Source organism: Candidatus Melainabacteria bacterium (assembly GCA_003963305.1).
In the GTDB taxonomy this organism is placed as follows: Bacteria; Cyanobacteriota; Vampirovibrionia; order Obscuribacterales; family Obscuribacteraceae; genus PALSA-1081.
Genome location: RXJR01000009.1, coordinates 19,838 through 41,492 on the forward strand (window position 1 = coordinate 19,838; position 21,655 = coordinate 41,492).

Annotated in this window: 17 protein-coding genes; 11 read left to right on the forward strand and 6 right to left on the reverse strand. The window is 46.5% G+C overall.

What is annotated here, in order from left to right; genetic code table 11:
* Nucleotides 1-291: 291 nt before the first annotated feature.
* Nucleotides 292-513 carry a DUF1508 domain-containing protein gene (locus EKK48_10150; GenBank protein ID RTL42346.1) on the reverse strand — a complete coding sequence of 74 codons (222 nt, stop codon included), beginning with the start codon at nucleotides 511-513 and terminating at the stop codon, nucleotides 292-294.
* A 610-nt stretch (nucleotides 514-1,123) separates the two neighbouring features.
* On the opposite strand from EKK48_10150, the gene EKK48_10155 reads away from it, so the two are divergent.
* The 5 genes from EKK48_10155 to EKK48_10175 all read left to right on the forward strand — a co-directional run bounded on the left by EKK48_10155 (nucleotide 1,124) and on the right by EKK48_10175 (nucleotide 6,687).
* Nucleotides 1,124-2,395 carry a hypothetical protein gene (locus tag EKK48_10155; GenBank protein ID RTL42347.1) on the forward strand — a complete coding sequence of 424 codons (1,272 nt, stop codon included), beginning with the start codon at nucleotides 1,124-1,126 and terminating at the stop codon, nucleotides 2,393-2,395.
* Nucleotides 2,395-3,585, forward strand: coding sequence for a caspase family protein (locus EKK48_10160; GenBank protein RTL42348.1), 1,191 nt, complete (start codon nucleotides 2,395-2,397; stop codon nucleotides 3,583-3,585). The genes EKK48_10155 and EKK48_10160 overlap by 1 nt, the downstream gene beginning before the upstream one ends.
* Nucleotides 3,586-3,800: 215 nt before the next feature.
* Nucleotides 3,801-4,874: a hypothetical protein gene (locus EKK48_10165; protein ID RTL42349.1), complete on the forward strand. Its 1,074-nt coding sequence runs from the start codon at nucleotides 3,801-3,803 to the stop codon at nucleotides 4,872-4,874.
* A gap of 45 nt (nucleotides 4,875-4,919) precedes the next feature.
* Complete coding sequence (locus tag EKK48_10170; GenBank protein RTL42350.1) at nucleotides 4,920-5,747, forward strand: hypothetical protein; 828 nt, start codon at nucleotides 4,920-4,922, stop codon at nucleotides 5,745-5,747.
* Nucleotides 5,748-6,297: 550 nt separating this feature from the next.
* Nucleotides 6,298-6,687 carry a hypothetical protein gene (locus EKK48_10175; protein ID RTL42351.1) on the forward strand — a complete coding sequence of 130 codons (390 nt, stop codon included), beginning with the start codon at nucleotides 6,298-6,300 and terminating at the stop codon, nucleotides 6,685-6,687.
* A 52-nt stretch (nucleotides 6,688-6,739) separates the two neighbouring features.
* On the opposite strand, the gene EKK48_10180 is transcribed toward EKK48_10175, so the two are convergent.
* Nucleotides 6,740-7,819, reverse strand: coding sequence for a hypothetical protein (locus tag EKK48_10180; GenBank protein RTL42352.1), 1,080 nt, complete (start codon nucleotides 7,817-7,819; stop codon nucleotides 6,740-6,742).
* Between the two features lie 1,012 nt (nucleotides 7,820-8,831).
* Between EKK48_10180 and EKK48_10185 the strand changes: the two genes are divergently transcribed.
* From EKK48_10185 to EKK48_10205, 5 genes are all read left to right on the forward strand, one after another.
* On the forward strand, nucleotides 8,832-10,871 hold the full coding sequence (locus EKK48_10185; protein RTL42353.1) for a hypothetical protein: 2,040 nt from the start codon (nucleotides 8,832-8,834) through the stop codon (nucleotides 10,869-10,871).
* Between the two features lie 49 nt (nucleotides 10,872-10,920).
* Nucleotides 10,921-13,182, forward strand: coding sequence for a hypothetical protein (locus EKK48_10190; GenBank protein RTL42354.1), 2,262 nt, complete (start codon nucleotides 10,921-10,923; stop codon nucleotides 13,180-13,182).
* Nucleotides 13,183-13,254: 72 nt separating this feature from the next.
* The gene (locus EKK48_10195; protein RTL42355.1) at nucleotides 13,255-13,866 is read left to right on the forward strand and encodes a hypothetical protein; all 612 of its coding nucleotides are present in this window, start codon (nucleotides 13,255-13,257) and stop codon (nucleotides 13,864-13,866) included.
* Nucleotides 13,867-13,955: 89 nt separating this feature from the next.
* On the forward strand, nucleotides 13,956-14,897 hold the full coding sequence (locus tag EKK48_10200) for a DUF3616 domain-containing protein (GenBank protein RTL42356.1): 942 nt from the start codon (nucleotides 13,956-13,958) through the stop codon (nucleotides 14,895-14,897).
* Between the two features lie 34 nt (nucleotides 14,898-14,931).
* A complete protein-coding gene (locus tag EKK48_10205) occupies nucleotides 14,932-16,275 on the forward strand; it encodes a hypothetical protein (GenBank protein RTL42357.1) in 1,344 nt (447 codons plus the stop codon).
* A 70-nt stretch (nucleotides 16,276-16,345) separates the two neighbouring features.
* Here the strand turns inward: EKK48_10205 and EKK48_10210 are convergent, their stop codons facing one another.
* From EKK48_10210 to EKK48_10220, 3 genes are all read right to left on the reverse strand, one after another.
* Nucleotides 16,346-16,693 carry a hypothetical protein gene (locus EKK48_10210; protein ID RTL42358.1) on the reverse strand — a complete coding sequence of 116 codons (348 nt, stop codon included), beginning with the start codon at nucleotides 16,691-16,693 and terminating at the stop codon, nucleotides 16,346-16,348.
* A gap of 465 nt (nucleotides 16,694-17,158) precedes the next feature.
* On the reverse strand, nucleotides 17,159-18,379 hold the full coding sequence (locus EKK48_10215) for a hypothetical protein (protein ID RTL42359.1): 1,221 nt from the start codon (nucleotides 18,377-18,379) through the stop codon (nucleotides 17,159-17,161).
* Between the two features lie 656 nt (nucleotides 18,380-19,035).
* Nucleotides 19,036-19,575, reverse strand: a complete 540-nt coding sequence (locus EKK48_10220; protein RTL42360.1) for a hypothetical protein — start codon at nucleotides 19,573-19,575, stop codon at nucleotides 19,036-19,038.
* 321 nt (nucleotides 19,576-19,896) lie between these two features.
* Between EKK48_10220 and EKK48_10225 the strand changes: the two genes are divergently transcribed.
* Nucleotides 19,897-20,730, forward strand: a complete 834-nt coding sequence (locus EKK48_10225; protein ID RTL42361.1) for a hypothetical protein — start codon at nucleotides 19,897-19,899, stop codon at nucleotides 20,728-20,730.
* Nucleotides 20,731-21,083: 353 nt separating this feature from the next.
* Here the strand turns inward: EKK48_10225 and EKK48_10230 are convergent, their stop codons facing one another.
* Nucleotides 21,084-21,653, reverse strand: coding sequence for a hypothetical protein (locus tag EKK48_10230; protein ID RTL42362.1), 570 nt, complete (start codon nucleotides 21,651-21,653; stop codon nucleotides 21,084-21,086).
* Nucleotides 21,654-21,655 lie beyond the last annotated feature (2 nt).

Here is a 21,655-nt window from a genome sequence, read left to right on the forward strand (position 1 = left end):
CTCAAGCGTGATCCCCATCACTCAAAATGGTGATTTCTATTGCGCAAGTTTGATCGCACGTTTGATCGTTTGATCGAACGTGCGATCTCTAAAGTGATTCAAGAAGCAAATTAAGGAAAGAGCGATCTACGGCTAATAGGACAGCGAATTTACCAACAGGGCGGAGTCTTTGCCGGCTATTTGCATTTTTTCTTTGTATAGAAACCAAAATTCGTCACTGACTTATTCAAGCCTTGGTAGGCGATGCCGCTATAAGTTTAGTCCGATCTCCAGCCCGGTAAAATGCTGCCCTTAATCTACGTAGTTGTCGAGATTTGTTTCTCTATCAGAATGCTTATGGGTTTCATCAACGATGACTGCGTCAGCGGCATCGCGTTTTATGGCGGCGATGCCTTTCCGCGCGCCTGCATCTGTTTCGTACATCTGCGACTGTAGAACAATTTTGTGGTTATTTGCTTTCAATACAAACCAGTAATGTCCGCTGGCATTTTTTCTAATCAGGAATTGAGCCATATCATGTCTGTCCTCTTAACTTTGAGCTTCGTGAGCGTGGAATTTCGACTAAAACAACATCTACTTCGTTCTCTTCCCAAGGAACGACGAATAAAACAACGGGCCTGTCGCCAAAGAAACATACTGAAGTCTAACCGAGTCAGCCGTTATTCGCATCAATACTCTTATTCAGATATAGTCGACACAATCAAGTGATCGGTTCATAGAAAACCAGTGAGAAGCAAGGTGAAATCACCCACGATCCACGCACAACCGAAATCAATGAAAATCGCTCATGTTCATTCATTGTCAAAATTGCTCTAACTCTGAATCCATCGAATTCCAGTATCACGCTCGGTGTCAGTACAAAATTAGGGTTGCTTGCCTCGATATGAACTCCTGGACTTCGAGTCTAATTTGGCGACACCCACCTTGAAAATTTAAGCTGACACTTACTTCCATTCATGCGTTTGTTGTGAAATTATTACTTAAGTGCTCAGCAACTAATACTCAGATTTTGCCGCTTCTGATTGCCAGGGCTCAAGGCATCCCGTAAACACCATCGCTTTTATCGCGCTTTGGCGTTCTGCCTCAACGCTCAGCTCACCTATCAATCAGGCGGAGATTTATCATGCCATTTGTTTTCGTTCACGGAGTCAATACAAGAGCCGGCGACGCTTACGACAAAGGCGTCAATGCCCGCCACAAATTCTTATCACAAGTCACATTTCCAAAGTTGGCCTTTAGTCAAACGAAACAACTGGCCTTTTTTGACCCATACTGGGGCGGTGAGGGAGCAACGCCTCGATGGCAGAACCGTTCAATGCCAAGGTATGGGGACAAGTTCGCAGCCATGGGAGCAGCAGAAAACGCTATAGCTGATACTGTCAATTCGAAGATTGATTTCACTGCCAACGACAAAGCTATCATTCTCAAAATAGCTAGAAAGAATGGTATTACAGCGGCCCTGGACGTCTTGATGCTGCAACTAGTGCGAGAGGGGGCAACCGAAGCTGATTTGAAAGAATTCACGCCAGCTGGCAGTGCTGTGGGGCGTTTCGCCAAAGAAAATGAATTCCCAAACTGGCTGACAGAAGTTGATGACGACGATACCTTTATCTATAGACTAAGCAGGGAAGTAGAAAAGTCCAATGCTCATCCCGGGGCGGCCGCTATGGGATTCGGAAACGTTTGGGAACGACTGAAGGAAACAGCCGCTAGAATCGGCAACAGTGTAGATGACAGAACCAGTCAAGCAATCCTCACTCTGGCCCGAGAGAAATTGCAAGAACAAGCAACTCTTTTTCTAGGTGATGCATTCGTCTATTTCAAAAACCGCTGGATTGATAAAGACAAAGCGCGCCGAAAACCAGCGGCGCCTGTGGATCCAGTGGCGATTCGCAATGGTCTGGTTTCAGATGTAATCCCGAGCATCGTTCTTCAAGCATTAATTGATGGCAATAATGCCAAGACCAAAGACGATCCTTATCTGATTGTCATGGCGCACAGCATGGGTGGCAACATCATGTACGACCTCTGCACAGATTTTTTGTCATACGTGAATCCAAGATTTGATATTGATCTTCTGATCACTGTCGGTTCTCAATTTTCAATGTTTCAAGAGATAGACATGTTTTCTGGAGTAAAACTACCCCAGCAGATTGGAAAAGATTCTAGAATCTCTAAACCGACCATTATCAGAAAATGGATCAATTGTTTTGACAAAAACGATATCTTCGGCTATAACGCGTCAGCAATTTTCGATGATGTAGAAGATTTTGAATATGATACTGGATTTGGTGTAACTGGTGCACACGGCGGCTATTTTGAACGGTTCTCTTTCTATGACCGCCTAGGTATCCGCATAGCAGATTTGCTTCCTGCGGCTGCTGGAGCCAAGTAATGAGCTCAGTCATAGTCGACAATTCTCCAGGTCCGAAACTTCATGCGTTCATCATCGCAGTCGAGTCTTACACCTTTCTGGAAGATGGCAGCTCCCCCGGGCCTAAATTACCGTTCGCCATGGGACAACTGAAAGCCGCGCCTATCTCTGCTATTGCCCTGGCCAACTGGCTCATACACGATTATAAAAGTCAAACCCCGTTGGGTTCAATCGAATTGCTCGTCTCCAGCCCTGAAAAAATCGAACTGACACTCAAGGATGGAAGCAAAACGACTGTTGATGGTCGAGCCGATTCAAGATCCCTGAAGCCGGCATTTAAAAGTTGGTTCAGACGTTTAAACGGCACGCGAGTAGATGGAAACGGCACTGAAATCAAAGCTTCTGCGGAACTGGAAGCACAGATGAAAAATAATATCGCTCTTTTTTATTTCTGCGGGCATGGCTTTGAAAAAGGTGACGTACACCTTCTCTTAGAAGACTTCGGTGAGGACCGTGATTTACTTTTCGAAAATAGTTTCAATTTCAACTATTTTTATAGCGGCATGAAACAGGCTAAACCGACTACTCAACTCTATTTCGTCGATAGCTGTCGCACCGTACCTAGCACGGCAACTGCAAGAGAGAATATAGAAGGCATAACACTGCTTGCGCCATTAATCACAGATAAAAGCCAAAGAGAAGCACCGATTCTATACTCTACCCTTAGCACAACTACTGCCTGGGCGCCCACAGATGGTTCGGCCACACGTTTTACCAAAACTTTGATTGACTGCTTCAGATCTGCTGCCACTAAGGACAATGGGATCTGGAAAGTAACTACGGGCAAGCTTATTGCGGATATGAAAGAGTTGCTAAACTCGGATCCTGTCAATAATCAGATCTGCATCAGCGGCGGCGATAGGCTCACTGAAAACAGTGTTCTCTACACTCTGGACAGCCCTCCTACCGTCAGACTCACTTTGAGCTGTAAACCAATGACAACTTTGCCGAAGCTAATCTTCAAAATCACAAACAGCCTGCTTGGCACTGAGCAACAAAGAGTGCCGCCCGCACCCGACGCATGGCAATTGAACGTTCCCGCCGCCTCATATATCTTAGAAACCACCTTCTTGGACAAAAGCCGGGAACTCCCCAGAGAAGAAATCTACGTTTTCCCCCCCAAAGAAGACAGGACGCTTGACCTATCATGATTTCACAAATGAAACTCGATTTCAGCCAGGTTCCATCGGATTGGAAGGGCTATCCGGTTCACTATAAGATCATCAATCAAGCCCTTGAGCAGATTGCTGATGGTTCGATCACCATGGACACTCGAGCATCAGATACCTCAATTAATATCGATTCAACGCAAACACCGCCAGGCAATTATCTGTTTACTGTCAGGCTGCCGTCTGGTAAGACATTGATGCAGCCTTTTCAAATTGAAACTGACAAACAAACAACCCTTTTGGTTCCATACGATAATTCACCACATGAGTGGCTCGGCAGCCAAACACTCTTAGGTCATTCGCTCAATCTGAAGCAATACACCACCTTGCTTGAAAAGTTTTCTGGCAGCGACCCAATTGCAAAAGCGGCAAATGCGTCAAAAATGGACTGGCAATTTTTCTACCCCCAATTCAGCAACAAATCCATCTTACTGTACAAATCGGACATGAGCGTCCAACAGATTAGTGATGCCTTTCATCTCATTCTTTCATTTGGGGGACAAAATTTTGATAGATCAACAGTTGCAGAATTACGCATCGGCGGATCTGTAAAGTCAGTCATGTTGCCACCGCTGTCCAGACGGGAGCAACATGATGTACTGTCACTTGATCTTTACTGGGCAACGCCAGATATCACCTCAATTGATCAAGTCACCATTGGTGTCAACCTGCAAAACAAAAGAGCTCAAGCCCTTCTCAGTTACATGAAATTAGGAGACATAGAATCAGCACAGAAGGTTAGCGGCCCTGTAATAGAAGAAGCTCAACAAATGTTCAAGGATAAGATGTTAGACTTGGGCGCCGCTCTGGCTGCTGCTTATCTACTTACACGAACATCCGCCTGGACACGTATGCCTCTAGACTGGTGTGACAATCTTTCCAATTTCTTTCCATATATTTCGGACGGAGCCATTATAAACGCGCACCGCCAGATCGTTGAATTGAAATCAGAGGTATCAAGTAACGACCTTGCGCGTATTGCGCAGCTTCTAATCACTGCCGTCGATCGAGGCATTCCAATCTTCAGCGCCGGGTTGCGTTTACTAAATGACGATCTACAAGCACTTAAAAATTCAATCGAAGCTTCACAAAACAGCCTGACAGACCCCAAGGCTCCGGTGGCCAAACAACTCGCTGATACCTTGAAAGAGGTCACCGTTGCCTGCAAACGTGTGGCGAACTACTTGCGATACAGCGACTTTAGCAACTCTTTTACTACACTGACCTTCAGCAACGAAGAAGCACACAAAGTAATATTTACATATCAGTAAAAGGCTCGCTTCGGAACAATAGCTGAGTCCGCATTATGGGATACGATGATGAAAATAGACGAGCTTACAACGAAATACTTAGTTACCAATCTAGAAGAAGCATTACATCAAGATTTGCAGTATTCAGGTAGGCAAGCGCTTTCCAGTACCATCACACTAACAGCCCTGGTTCTAGGACATGGACAAAACGTTTTGCTTGTGCGACGCGGCGAAGAGCAATATCTAATTCGCAAAAACGATATTGCAGCTGTTGAATTTGACAACAGCCTAACTGTCTCCGCCCCAGATAATGCAATACCCGTGAAGTTAACCATTCTAAAAGACTGTAATATCCTCCGCATAAGCAAAGATCCAGCAGAGAACTTGGAAACCGATTCAAAAAAACCTACAGTCATGTCCTCGCAAAGCGCAGCGAAAGCGTACTCCGTTCCAGAAAACCAAATACAATCTCGAGATTCAGCGCGCCGCCAAACCATGGAGCAAGCGGGTCTGGGAAATCTATCGCCCAGCAAGGTGCTAGACGACCAGGTGCTTTACAACAGCACAACTGGCTACGACTCAAAAGAGACAACAAGTTACCAGACGGCTCATGACACAAACACTCAAGACATGGGAAAGCCAGTAATTACAACCGATTATGCTCAAGAAACGTCGATTGACATAACCACTGATTACAGCGCTGATGAAAAACGCGCGGCACCAAATGCGCGGACCTTTGACACTGCCTATGATACTAAGGCGGCAACAATGGTTGCCACCAGTGTGGAAACCAAATCATCAAAATTCGGTATTAGCCAAATTTCGACTGATTCACTGGAGGATCCATCTGCTGAATTAAACACTGATCATGCGGCCGATATAGCAGATGGCTAGCGTTCTAATTATTGCGCCCCAGAACGATGTACACGCTCTAGCAGTGGCTGAAAGAATTCAGCAACGCGGGCAAAAGGCTTTAATAGTCGACTCGCGTTGGCTGAACAATGAACTATTCAGTTACGACATAAACTGTAATTCGCACTTATTAGAATGGAAAGGACATCGAATCGACCCAACTTCGATCTGGTGGCGACGAGCACATTCACCGACAACTGCGTCCCCTGATTATAACGTGCAGAAATTCGTAGTCGCAGAAAAACGCTCTGCTCTCTTTGGCAGCCTCCATAGTGCTGGGTGTCCCATTTTCAATGACCCAGCGCGAGAGACATTAGCAAATCTCAAGCCTTATCAACTGGCAGTTGCGAGACAAATTGGTCTACAAATTCCTAGAACTATTATTACCAATGACTATAAAGCCATGATCCAATTTCGGGATTCTTGCAAGGCTAGGTCAAAGCGCTGTATATACAAATCCCTCACGCCATGTCCCACGCACTTGGGTGAGACCCGTCTGGTTGATGACCAGCTACAGCCTGAGGAATTGATAATGGCTCCGGTTATCTTTCAGGAATGCATCGAACGGGGACGCGATATCAGAGTCTTTATAGCTAACTCTAAAGTTTTCTCGGTCAATGTACTTACTCAACACGAAGAACTCATAGACTGGAGACTTGACCCGCTCTGCACCTACGAACCCACAAAGCTGCACAAAGCTGTCGAGGCAAAACTAAAAATGTTATTGTCTAGATTGGGTTTACACACAGGTTCTATCGATCTCAGAGAGGATAGTGGCGGCGAACTGTTTTTTCTTGAAATCAATCCTTCGGGTCAATTTCTGTTTTTGGAATCAGACGCTAATCTTCCTGTCACAGCAGCGATCGCTGACTTATTGTTATCTCCTAGTCTGACTAAGAAGAATAGAACGGTAAAGCAATAGTCTTATGCGCCGAGACCTCTACTAAGCCCCAGCTTGTTCTGATTTATTCACTCTATTTCCCAACCCAAATCTTTCTACCATTAGCAATGAAATCTAGAAGTGGTCGAAAGAAGAAGAGATGTCTCCACTTGGGACCTAGCGATTCTCTGCACCGCTCTATCAGTTCAATATCAACAATTGAATCAACCTGGTGCGGGTGAGATTGCCGCATAGAATCTAACCTCTCATAACTTTCCAAAGCTTGCTTGAGATTACCATTTTGCTGATAAAGAAGCGCTAGCCAAAACTGACATACAGAAGCATTTTCGCAAATTGCGTTTTCTACTTGCTTGTCGCTCGAAACGTGTTGGTCTAATGGCTGCATACATCTGTAGAAAAGTGACTTCGCCGTAGCGGGGCGCTCTAAAAGAAACTGAGTCAGGCCTTGATAGAAGTTAGTCTCTGCCGCATAGATCTGATCTTTATAACTTAAACCAGACAAATGATGTTTGGCCTGTTCGAAATACTTTTCCGCTCTTTTGTAGTCTCTTTGAAATAAAGAGGCCTCGCCCAGATAAGTATAAGCAGCTGCAGCTCGTACCATGGCATCGTTGTCTCGCCTGTGTTTGGCATCTAGCTGTGTCAAAAGTGTAAGCCCTTCTCTTGCGTACTGTTCAGCCATTGCGTAGTTTCCTGAGTGCACATTCGCTTCGCAAAGACTCATGCATATCCAAAATTTATTTTCCCGAGTCGAATGCTGATATAGAATTCTCAGATTCTTGATTGGTTCCTCATAGTCGCCGGCAAGAATGCGACGATATTGAATATTTGGGTCGGACGAGAGCTTACTCTCCTCAGAAGCGTCTAATGCAAACAATTCAACGCTTTGAAATTCGAAAGGAAATAACGGCTTTCTCTTTCTCTCTAACATTTGATCAAATCGAGATTTCAGAACAATCTCAGAATGGTTTTGCCAATTGAGATCCGGCTCACTCATAAAACTGACAAACACAATTGAAACGATTAGTATTGTCGCAAGACTAAAAACGAAGGTGAACTGTGCCTTCCGTCGACTTTTAAGCTTAGCCTCTAAAAATTGAAAACAAAAAAGTCCCAACCTCTCCACGACTGATTTTTTCGCATTCTCAACCAATTGTGCCTCGTCTCAAAAATGCTACAACGCTCTACATTAGAAATGTCGAAACGTTCCAAATCGACTTGGGTCCCCGCCGACAGAGCAGTGAGAACTACTTTCCCTTGCTGCGCTCCTTTGAACTTCCAGAACTGGAAGAATGATTCGTATGCTTCTCGCCAGTCTCCCCCTTTATCCCCTTTCCTTCCCTGGGAAATTTGGGGCGTTTCCTCCCATCAGGTGGCGCAATAATGTCGCCACCGTCACCTTTTCTTACACTATCAGGTCTTTGCACTTGCGCCATAATCGGAGAAACGATAATCAACAAACAGAATAGTGACAATGTAATAGCATGAACAAAACTGATATGACAGAAGTTCGATACACATTTTTTAGTCAACAACAAATTTCTCCTCCAAAACTTCTTGGTCATATCAATTCTTATTCCCACATAGTTCCTCTTGCTTCAACGAAACAGCTAAACGCCGTGGAAGTAGCCACCAAGGCATGAGGCTAAATGAAGCTTGATTGCGAGTTCGCTGTGCTTCGTTTCGCATATTCGCCCAGCGCAATTGGTGCAAAATCATCATTCACACAGAAGATCACACTTTAGTGTGATCTTCCGATCACTCCTGGTAGTGATTCAAAGTGGATGCATCAGGTGTCACACCATTATTTTCTCCGCTTACACAGCTCTTTATCAGAGCCTTCCCGACATCGCGCCACTTTCGTGTCGCACTGCATCAATCAATCAATCAATCAGATTTGTTCAAGAATCAACCAACTCACAATCCACGAAGAACAATCATCACTTTCAAATTTAAGATCGCCGCAAATCGAAGCAACGCCTGCGATGTCGGATTTAAATGTCACGATGACCAGAATTTTTAACGTTGCCTATGCACGACATGAAGACAAATATATGAAAGAATTTTGAAAGTGCAGACTAACGAGTTTTGCGCCAGGCATCCGAAGTGAAGTAATTGTGCGAGCGCGTCGAAACAGCGCTCGCAGTTCCGTGCAGGGCAAAACTGTGACAGCACTTCCCGTAACAAACCTGAACGTAAGACCCGATGCGCCTGATTTAAGAGACAGGATCTACAATCCCACGCTCAAACTTTTGCTGCCGTCACTCAACGATCGCCCATTCAGCAATCCCATATTCAACGAACTTGTTAAGGACCAGGGCGACAGCCAGGCATGCACAGGCTTTGCACTTTCATCAATGATCGAAGTCCTTTTCAAGCAACCGGGACGAATCAGCGAGGAGCTTCAACAAGAAAGCATCTCAGCGCAAATGCTCTACTACTATGCACGTCTGTACGACGACATACCAGGTAAGGACCTGGACAGCGGGTCGACTGCCAGGGCCGCCATGAAAGCCTGGTTTACGAACGGCGCTGTATCGGAAAGGCTTTGGGGGCAGAATTTAGAACCTCCCCAGTTAGCCTGGCAGCAGGATGCCTTCTCACGACCGCTGGGGGCTTATTTTAGAGTCGCACACACCGAACTCTCCGATATGCACGCTGCTCTCAATGAAACCGAGTTGGGCATGATCTTTGTCTCGGCCCTGGTTCACCACGGATGGTCCACTGTCTCAGAATACGGATTTATAACTTACGAGCCGCAAGCTCAAATCATCGGCGGACATGCATTTCTCATAGTCGGATATGACCAGGTTGGATTCTGGTTCCTCAACTCCTGGGGCAAAAATTGGGGCTGCAAAGGCTTCGCCAGAATTTCATATCCGGATTGGCTAGCAAACGGCATGGATGCGTGGGTGGCACAGCTCGGTGTCAATGTCAGCAAAGATGCCCAACAGATCCACTCAGGGCTTTCCTACGAAAGACTGCAAGTTGCAGCGGGCGCCTCCGCGCTTTCGGCAAACGATGCAATAGCAACTCAAATCATCAATCCATACATCCTGGATTTAGGTTCGGATGGCAAGTTGACTGGAACAGGCTTCTTCCACACCAGCGAAAGTGACGTGCGAGAGCTTCTAACTCGCTACCTGCCAGATGCAATTACTCAATGGAAACTGACGGAGACAGCCCCCATTGATATAGGTTTGTTTGCACACGAGGGTCTGATTTCCCAGGAGAAAGGTGCAACTCTAGCCAAGAGTTGGATTCCCAAGCTCTTCGCAGAACAAATATTTCCCATCTTCTTTATGTGGGAGACGGCAAAACTACGCACAGTTGATGAGATCTATTCTGACTGGCTTACAAAACAAGGAGCCGGCGCCGCAGCCTACAACCTCTCTGGCGAGATGTGGAACAGACGCGTGGAGACAATTCTCGCCACGCCCGGCTCGCAGATGTGGAACGACCTCAAGTCAAACGCAATGAAAGCTAGCACCACTGCCGATGGCGGACTGTCAAAACTGATTGCCATATTGAATGATCTGCCGGACTCCATACGGAAACGCCTTCGTTTTCACCTGATCGGGCACAGTGCAGGTGCCATTTTTCAATCATACCTTTTGCAGTTACTGACAGCAGAAGAATTGACTGTCGACTCCCTCTATTTTCTTGCACCTGCTCTGACTGTTAAAGATTTCGAGCGACTCGTTTATCGGCACGTAAAAGAGAACAAAGTCAGGTCTTATGTCCAGTTCCACTTAAGTGAAGATTGCGAACGCGGCGATAACTGTTATCCAACACCCTATACAAAATCATTTCTCTACCTGGTCTCGAACTCATTTGAAGGCAAACGCGAAACCCCAATTATTGGGATGAAGAAGTTCTTTGACACCTACCTGGAGAATTTTCCAGGACTAAATCCGACCATAATCGAATCTCCCAACCCCAAAGCCGAACCGGAAGACGCTCGTTCCGCCGCTAATCGCCATGACGGGTTTGGCTCTGACATTCATACCATGAACGCGATCATCTCCCGCATCAAACGCAGCCGTCAATTTCCCCCGAATTCTCTTGCAAGTCAGAACCCGAACCCGAACCCGACCCCGACTCCAATGTCGATAGATTCGCCTCGCACTGCCCCCGAATGTCTTTTTGGACTGGCTGCCGACGATCTCAAAAATGCATTGCAGTCACTACCTGTTAAACATTGAACAAACCAGCTAATCAGCAGCCATGCAGTACTTGAAGCGAGGGAAATAAATGATAGTACCGGAAGATATATTGAACGACACAGCCAATCGAGCGCCAAAGAGCCTGGCTGCTCATCTCCCAGACAGAGCGCTTGTCGCCGGAGCCACATTGTCTTCAATACGCCGCGGTGGCGACAATGGGGCAACAAAAGAAGATGAGATTGCACAGACAGCTTCATCTAAGACAGCGACCTTAACTCTGCCTCTGTCATCGCAGCCACCAGACAAAGCTACAAAAGACCGTCTTGGAGCTTTCGTAGAAACAGGTTTCACGTTTGGAAAAGTCGAATACGAAAGGATTCTTGGCACTAACGATCTCGTCGATGAAAATTGGTTGGACAGAGCCAAAATGGCTGCTCAACCTGTCTGTCGATTAGATCTGCAGAATGGAAAAGCCACCGGTGTAATGATCTCACCAAATCTGTTGCTTACCAACTGGCATGTTTTTAATGACGCAATCGATGCAGAAGGCTGCTTAGCCCAATTCAACTATCGCCTCGATTACTCCGGGCGCAATTTCGAACAATACTACGATTTTGTTCTCGATCCGAAACGTTACTTCGTCTCAAATAAAGTCCTGGACTTCGCGATTGTTGCTGTATCGACTAAATCGACAGACTCTGCCGCCTCTCTCAGTCGATATGGTTATCATCGCCTCAATCCAGTCCCAAACAAGCTCAGTCCCGAAGAGTGGATAACTATCATCCAGCATCCAAGCGGCGGGCCACGACAGTTTGCTCTGCGTGAAAACCGACTGATAGAAAAACAAGATAATTTCTTGTGGTATCAGAGTGATACCGCCCCCGGCTCATCCGGAGCGCCTGCATTCAACGACCAGTTTCAAATGATCGCTCTGCATCATTCTGGCGTACCCAAAAAAGTTGGTGACAAATATGTCCTGCGCGACGGCTCACAGGTAGATTCAATTGAAGGAAGGCAGGAATCTGAAATTGAGTGGATAGCTAACGAGGGACTGCGTGTCAGTTCATTATGCGATGCCATTCGGCAGCTAAAGAAAGACGTATTGATCGATGAACTGATTCAAATCATAGATGGAACTATCAAAGGAGATGTGATGGCAGAATCGCTACAGAATAAATCCTCGAACGGTCAAGGCAATCAGGAAACTAAAGTGCAAGAAAGAGAAATAACGACCACTATCCAACCAGCAGTTTCAACAGCTGCTCAACCAGGTCGCTATGGCAGTCAAACACCTGAAATTGTTGTTCCTGTGCGGATCGTAGTATCAATAGAAACAGCACCGCCATGGGGCCCAACACTGACCTATTTGTCGAATCAACCGTCTGGTGCTCCCACAGTTTCCAGAGCTGACGCTGAATTATTCGGCGTAGAAAAGATGGTCGAACCACAGCATGATACAAAATATAGCAACAGAAAGGGCTATGACGAAGACTTCCTGGATGTAAACGTACCTTTGCCGGTAGTGAAGAAAACGAGCTTGGTCTCCAAGATGGACAATGACGAGTACGTCATCCCGTACGAGCACTTTTCAGTCGTCATGAATAAAAAACGCAGACTGGCAATGTTTACTGCCTCGAACCTTGACGCTTCAGTAAAAATGCGTCAGCCGAACGGTGACAAACCATCCCGCAAAGAACTGACCGGACTGGGTAAAAACGATCAGGAAAAATGGTACACAGACCCGCGCATTCCACAGGATCATCAACTTCCTGATGTCTTCTATAACAAAGACCGTTCTGCATTCGACAAAGGACATATTGTCCGAAGAGAAGACGTTTGCTGGGGCACCGGTATACAACAGATAATCCGTGCCAATGGAGACACTTTCCACACCACTAACTGCTCGCCTCAAGTCGCCAACTACAATCGCAGCAACCTGGACGGAATCTGGGGCAAACTAGAAAACTACGTTGCTGAACAAAATAAAGCAGAGCGATTGTCTTTGTTTGCCGGACCTGTCCTGAAAGACGACGATCAGGTTTTCCACGGTGTAACTGACCGTGGCGATATCGAGGTCCAGATTCCCCAATCTTTCTGGAAACTGGTAATTTCAGCCGAAGATGGGCAACTGAAAGCATATGCTTTCGTCCTGGAGCAGGATCTGTCAAGCACACCATTTGAATTCGACGTCACGCCTGAGTGGGCACCATATCTGGTTTCAACAAAGCAGCTGGAAGCTCTCTTGGACGGTTTCGAACTGCCCCGTGCCATCCACGCAGCTGACCAGTTTGAGTCCGACTCAGCCAGCGAGCTTCTGCACAGAACACCCATAAGAAAACGCCGCAAGTAGAAGACGAGGGACGCTGGCTAATTATGCCAGCGTCCCACTTCGTGCAAATGTAGCTTGAAGTAGGTAAACAGATTGGAAACTCAGCCGACCATTGCCGAAACTGAAACTGGTCAAAAAGAAGAATGTCTGTCGAAGAAACGCTTTGATGCATTCAGATTGATTCTAAGCATCGTTGGTATGGCGTATCTGGGATTTTACCTTTGTGGGACCTTCAAAGAACACTCTTTGAAAACACCAGAGGCAATAATATTTTGCGGCATTCTTCTTCTTAACTCGGGATTAGTCAATCGCATTCAGAAACTGGAGTTTAACGATAAGGGAATCATTTTTGAACTCCAGAAGTCAGTCTTGGAGGTTGAGACAACTCAAAAAGCGCTGAACAAAAAACAGGAGAAGCTCGATCGCAGTGTCGAGGAAATTCTTTCCTTTCTCTCTCAACATCTACTTACGCACTTCGAACGAGTTCATCTCGATCGACTCAGCGGCGAAAAGCCTTATCCTTGCAACGTCTCCGGTGGTTGCGAGAACGAATTGCGGCGGCTTCGACACCTTGGTTTTATCGAGCCCAAAGAGAATGCCGCTCTGAAAATTGCAGAATTACGAGGCAGCCACAATGACTTGCGCGAGAGACTAAAAGTCACTGAACGCGGCCGAACTTACCTTGAAATAGCCCAGAACCTATAAATTCCCCGAAGCACCTGGAATAGCCTGAACTCGCCAGCGTTGCCGCAGCCGACCGTACACTTTTCATTTGGGAGGAGTTGTCTAAACCTATGCAACAAACAGCGAAGATTATTAAACACTCCGGCATGTCCGATGCTTCAGCGGCCGAGCCACTGCTGAACAAAAGATTCATCGTCGCCGGAGACGAATTCAATGTCTTCAAGGTCTACGATGCTATGAACGCAGGTCCGCCACAAATCGAAATCGATTTTAACAAGCTGCTTGGCATAAAGAATCCAAAACATGAGGCAGATATTGAAGGGTCAGCCAGGCTTAATAATCTTGTCTACTGGATCGGTTCACATGCCAGAAACGGAGCTGGTGAATTGAAATGGAAACGCCATCAGTTTTTTGCCACAGAAATCATCGATGACGGTGAGAACGTCGAAGTCAGACAATATGGCACCGCCTATACCGGACTGATTGTCGAACTACTCCGCTATCACTGGTTCCAGAAGTTAACTCTGGAGAGACTCGATCCTCAACCAGATCCTAAGCTAGCCGCAAAATGCCTCGGCTCAATCAATATCGAGGGACTGGCGGCTTTTGAAGACGGTCTGCTTCTTGGCTTTCGCAACCCTATTCCGGACAATCAGGCGCTGCTGATCCCGTTTATCAACCCTCACGAAGTCATTAGAAGTGGTGCTCATCCACAATTTGAAAAACCGATCCGCTTAGATCTTGGCGGACGTGGTATCCGAAGCATTGATTACTCTGAAACCCGTAATCAATACATAATTACAAGCGGTTCGTTTGATACGGTCAGCGACTTTGAATTTTTCAGTTGGAGTGGGCCCGGCCATGAACCCACAAAACTAAACATTGAAACAGGTCTTAATCCGGAGGCTATTGTCATATTCGATGATCTGGCCGAGTTTCTCGTTATCAGCGACGACGGCGGCGAGCAAGCACCAGGCGAAAATTCACCTTTTAAAGACATCCCAGAAGATGAGCAAGAATTCCGAACCGAATGGTGCCAACTACCGTTGTAGTTGCACCCAATGACAAAGCCAAATGAGGATTACTATGAACACGAACACGGTAAGAGAAAAAGCGGACGAAACTTTTGTCAGATTATGCGAAGTCTGGGATTACGGTATTGACCAGGCTAAGTCCCAAAGGGGCTTTCTAAAGAAGGACTATTGGAAAACAGGAAATACTGTCGATTGCGTCATTAACTACCTGGTGCAGACAAATCAAAAGGACGAAAAGAGACGCATTCGCGACAGCTTTGATTACGTCTATGCTCATTTGCTTTATCCCGATCATTGGCGAGACGATTACGGCTGGTGGGGAAATGCGCTGGTAAATGCTTGTCGTCCTGCTTCCAATGGAAAACCAAGCCATGCGGCAATACTTGGTTTTACAGACGAGGATGTTGACCAATTTCTAGCGGGAGCAAAAGAGTGCTGGAACGTTTTAAGAAAAAGCGCCGACGAAAATTTGCAGTATTACAATAATTGCACCGATACTGCGTTGAAGAAAGTATTACCCAGCCTCGGTGGTGGCTACTGCGCCTGGAATCACGACTCCGTAGAAAAATATCTAAGCGATAAATCGATCACTTATGTTCCTAACACTGTCACTAACGTTGGCTACTGGGCGTTGTCAATTGGACTCTACGAGATAACTCCAGGCAGCGCACAGGCAGAAAAGTTGAAATACAAGGAGGCTATTGAAGAAACCCTCAATTGGTTTATCACTGTCTCAAATCAAAAATATGATAACGAAAGTATTTTACTCAATACCAAAAATCTAATCCGAGAAACAGTCAACCCATGGGCACATTCAGAAAAATGGTGTCATGACGCTTCGCGTGGCTGGACGGCGGACCAAGGAGTTTATCTTTATTGCCTGTACAAGTGTCTGACGATTTTTCCTCACCTATCGACTCCAATCAATGCGTTATTTCTTCCAGTCAGAGAAGGATTCATGCCAAATTCGGGCAACAGCTCAAACACTCTGGTTTGCGATGGATCGTTTCGAGAGTATGTCACCCTGCCAGTTCCAGAGGACTACGATTCAAATGTCGGCAATTTCAACGATAATTATTGCACCGGTCCTGGTGTCTTAGTGCGTTACCTGGCCGCCGCAACAGACCCGATTATTTATCAATACATCAAACCAGTTGTTAAGCGGAGCGTCGAGACTGTCTGGACTAATCGAGACCAGGATCCGAAACAAGACAAAGTAAAAATCAAAAATCAAATACTGTGCTGGTGGGAACCGATCAGGGACAGCGACTACAGCGACCGATTCTTGAAAGATAATGATGGGCGGAACGAAGAGATCTGGTATCTAGCCCTGCAAGCATCAGGTCTAGATCTATTCACTGCTGCACTCAGAATGAACATCAACGAAGCGGATTAACTATTGTCAGCGGCAGCAGCTAACTTCAAATGGATTAACCAATCGATCGATGGTTAAAACCACCACTCCACTACCGCTTCTCAGCCTGACACCAGCCTTCCTCAAGCTTCTCCAGGTATGCCTCCGCGAAGCCCTCAAGTTGCACCTCTCGTGCAACATAAATCTGCGGATTACCACTGTCATTGTACGCACTTTCAGTTAACCACTTATGAACCAGCTCACGATCGTGCTGCCGAAATTGTCTTGCCGATTCCGAATGGGCACGAGAGAGCGGGTCAATACAACCGGCACAGATGCAGCGCTTCTCCAGATGTTCGACTACGGTAACAGGCGCATTCTTATGTGTGCAAATCCGAATAATCTTTTCTAGAAAACGTTTGCAGTCAAAGTGCCCTGAAGAAATATTGTTTGTATCCATGGCGGGGTCGCGCCTCCACAACAGATTTATATTTCCATTATTTGAGCTGCAAAAGAATGCAACATCATTCATACGGATGAGCACACAAATTTTTTAGGGCTCGGAATCATCAGTGGGCTGCTCACTTTGACTTTCCCATGTCGACTTTAGTCATCCTGATCGACCGAAAGCGCCTGTTTGAATTAACTAACTCAGCCCCCTCAAACCACCTGCAACAATGACCCCAACCAGTTGTGCTGCCTCGCTTCCCGAAATCTCCGCAGCGCTGCAAAAACGTAAACCACAGATCCTCCCCCGCCCTGCATGTCGACTAAAACCAACATGCCTTGATAGTCAACCTGGAACCGGAAACCTAAACTCCTAAACCAGAGAAAGCCTGATCACGAAACAACTTCGCAGCGCTAGCTAGCCTCAACGCTGAACCACCACCTCGTACTTCCCCATCTCCTACCCCCATCCCACACCTCACCTGGAACGCTCATCCCATTCCCGCCGTTCCTCTGCCCGCTGCTCCCCAGAAAGCCCCTGCCCAGCAGGGAGATTCGAACCCCGATCTTCCAGGTCTGGAAACAACTCCTGAAACCTGACCATAAAATCTCCTTCCTCATGCGCTAGCTCCATCGACTCACCAGAACGTGCATGATCGTCACCAAATATGATGCGCTCAAAACTGCTTTCTTTATCTTGATGATTTATCGTCTTGATACTCACACTTTCACGCATATGCTTTTGAAAATCATCGTATTCTTCAAGATCTGAAAATCTCTCCATCTTATACCCACGTCTCTCAATCTCCGAGGAGACGCTTTGCAAAAAACGCTCATAGCCTTCAAGCACGGGCGCAGAAAACTTATCTGCCAGCAGATTCTGCATCGCCACCAACTGCTTCAAAACACCATTCAGTTCGATCTCATGCCCAGCCGCACCATGCTCTTTCACAGCCTCTTTCACAGGCTCTTTCACAGCCTCTTTCACAGCCTCTTTCCCAGCCTCTTTTACAAACTCTTTCCCAGTCTCTTTCTGTAACTGCTCTTTCTGTAAATGCAATTTCTCCAACGCAACTTGCCACTCTTTGATGTACCGCGCCTGCGCCTCAGGCTTCATCTGATCGATCAAAATTGGACGCTCATTGTATCCAAGCCTTTCTTCAACCAACATCTGAAAATCAAGCTCTGTTCCCGTGTCCACCTCAAATGCAAATCTGTCAGCGCCCGGATAAAACCGCTCGAAATTCTCATTGACGAAGTCAACTTCTTTCATGTAACGCTGCTCTTCTATCCAGTACAAGTCCTCCCGCAAATCTTCACGGTTGAATGTCTCATGCTCGAAAACTTTTCGATAAGCCTGCAACTCAAGCCCCAACTCGGTCCCGCTCGACACGGAGCGATTTAATTGACCCAGATTTATCATCTTGTCCAGGTCTTGTTGCGCTGGCTTTTCCGCTTCAATGATACCAGCCTGCCTCCTCATCGAAGCCTTCTCTTCGGCAGAAGCATGCCAGAATTTTTCGAACGAATTTTGCCCGAAGTGCCTCTGATACTTCCAACCATTCTCCAGTCCGAAGTAATTGAAAAAGCCATAACCAGCCAGGCGCTCATTACGCTCCTGATACTCCCGTTCATTAAGCTCCTGGTACTCCCGCTCAATACGCTCCGGGTACTCTCGCTCATCTAGATTCTCAGTCATCGTCACACTCTCCGAGGCCCTCGATTACCGTCACTTACATCCGCAATAGCCACTTCGGCACTGTCGCTTACATCCGCAGCGGCCACTTCGGCATCCGCCCCTCTTTCTTCGCTCGTTCTATCTCACCAGCCGGATCAAGGTGGAACGCCGCTTTCGCATTCATGCGAGCCGGGATGGAAAATCCGGACGTAATTTGCTCTAAATTTCTGAAACTTTTCTTGTCGCTTGCACTCATCGGAAACACCTCTCAGGGTCTGTCTCTTCGGCCTCAGCGCAAAAGATTTGTTATCTTTTCCCGCCACAGGCATCGAACGCCGATGTGCAATTTAATAACTCAATAATACCAGAAAATTAGTGGCGAATTCGTGAATACAACCACAAGCAAAGACGTGTGCCTGAGTCTGAACTAGGTGCCAACTACTCGATGCCGAACACTCGATGCGGACCTACTTGCCCCGCTCTTCCAGTTTCGACGCCCCCATGTGAGCGAAGTCTTCGATTATATTCAACTCCATGATTCTAATTTGCCCATTTCCAAGCCGAGCATCAAAACTATCCGCATCAAACTCGCAACCCAACCACTCAAGATAGATCCAGTCTTTCCTTGACGCTATGTAAATAACTCAATCATACCGGTGACCAAATTAATTCCTCGATCAGATCGCTCTTTGACTGACTACATGCCTTGGCTTACCAATTCTCTTGAACTCAATCATCTCGCTTGTTTTATTCCTCATGTCATCAATTGTCAGAGTCAGACGGTTAGTGTCAAACTGGGTGTAAGTGTACCGTTTACCATCGTTTGTGCTAATTTCGGTTACGTAAGATTTTTCATCGCCTCTTCCCCATAAGGGTTCTATCATAGCGGTCTCATCATGGTCGTATGGCATTGTTTTTGGTATCACCACATGTGAACCGAATCTCCCACCTCTCACATACATCGTTAAGGAAGAAACCAGCTTACCGCGCCTCCATAGCTCACGCGTACACGTGTAATCGCCTTTGTAATGCTGTTTGGTCCCAGCTGCACTCCATTCTTCAATCATTTTTTCGTGAGCAGGGCGCTTCGCAACCCAGCGCCCTTCCATAAAACCAACACAAGCTTCTGGTCCGGGATGATTAGGCACCATCATCGGCAGATCGACCGGTTTTCCTAAAGCTCCTTGCGCCAACAAAACCACAGCACCAGTTGACACCAACAGCCTCGATATTTCTCTTACCAAACCATATTTGGTACCGTCAAGCTCGCTACAAGTATGCCAGCGCTTAATCATATGTGCTATGAAGATTCTCTTGTCTCAAAGGCTGAGTTCCAACCAAACGGTTTAACTATCCAGGACCTGTACAGTAAGCACAGTCGGGTTGTCTAGTCTGAATTGTAATCTATTCAGCTTCCATAGTTTTTCACTTAAATCAATGCGTCTCCCCAACCCAGTGGGGGATTACCCCTTACACCCCACACCAAGTTGAACTACTGTAGCACTGTCGACTCTAGTTCCGTTGTAGACAAACAACCGATGCCAACGAAAAGACCATCTCCGATCGCGTATAAAGGGCTGATTATTCTGCTTTTAGTCACCCCTGCTCTCGCTACCCGCACCATTGCACAGGGACTTACCGGTGCACCCGTTGTACCCAGCCCCCCTGGACCGCCCCTGGCAGCGGGGCATCACAAAAGGACCAAGCAACCCGCGGATCCATACCAGGTCGCCATTAATAAGAGACTTTCTGATTCTCTCATCTCTTACCCTGGGCACACCAGTAAGCCAGTTTGCATCTCAATTTACATTGATAGAAGAGGCTGCACGGATCCCCTGTTCCTCTGCTTTATACGTTCCAGCGGCTCAATCGAAGCAGACTTTGCATGCTTTGACGCCGCACTTACTTCAGCACCCTTTCCGCAGCCACTTAAATCCGACGCCTGGAACAGCGAATACTCTTTTTACCACCACTACACTGTCGATCACACCAGAATGACGCAAAACCTCATTGTCAGCGCAAAAAAAAACCTGGCTCACTTTTATTTCAAAGAACATCCACATTTGCGCGGCAAAGCACTCCTCACACATTCCATCCCCACCTCTATTCTGGAGCGCTATCCTGATGCCTTCACCCCAACCGAAATCTTCTCCGCCGACAATCTCAAAGCCATCGACAAGAATCTCATAGACCCTGCTTTAGCAGAACTCTCCAGCTACAATCACTTCACGCACTACATAAAGGACGAAAGACTCATCAACCGTTACAAAGATTGGGTCATTTTCCAAGAGAATCATCCATCTGCCACACGCGACGAAATCAAAGCAGAAGAAACTCGTCTGAACAACAAATACGCAGATCTGTTTTTGTAATGATTAGCCTCATCATGTCGTCAGTCAAACTCTTCCTCCGGCAAATCAGTTTGTCGCTTGTTCACCAATATGATCTTCCATTAAACTGTAGGAGCGGGAACGATGATAATGCGGGCAAAGTTTGTACCAGTGAAGATCAAGAAGCATCCGATATGAAAGACAGAGAAAACCTTCGTCAAACAGGGGAGCAGTTTCGTACTGCTTGCGAAAAAAATCGAAACAGAACAGATTTTGCGTAGCGGGTGCAATCATGGTCAGAGTGCTTTGGTTATCATTGATGGTCTGCGAAAGATGTTTGCGATTACTCAGATGAACGGTGTCGATGGAATCAAACAATAGCCGAGTTCTATCTTCTATCTCGCTTTGAATGGCGCGGATTTTGCTATGAGCACATCAGTAGTTAAGAGCTGTCCTGCGACTATGTCGAACTTTGCCTGCATTCCTACTACCTGATTCTCGTTTCGGACCCAGGTTGATGAATCGGTGGTTTTTACCGAACCTTCAGTCAAATCCGAACGTGCAATGATCGACCCAGCACGAATAGCTCTTTTGGCTTGAACGAAATTAGCAGAATGTTTGCTTTGCTCTGCATTCTTAGGCTTTGCGTGGCTCGGCAATAAATCGCGTTCAAGAATTATTTGCCCCTTTGTCATTGCATACCGTGATCGACGACCGGTAATGGAGTTGCGACCAGGAATATCGCTCTCCCGGAACCCACGTGAATTGATAACCGATTCTCGCAAATCTGCATCAACAATAACTGTTCCTTTAGAGATTGCTCTCGTCGCGAAAACGACGACACTCTTCGGTTCCGAAGGATTGCTTTTTGAGTCGATTGATTGTCCGCATTGGGCATTTTGAGTAAGCACCGCAAAAGTCACTACGGCAAAAGAAACAATGAATGCTCTCGCGTAAATAGCCATGG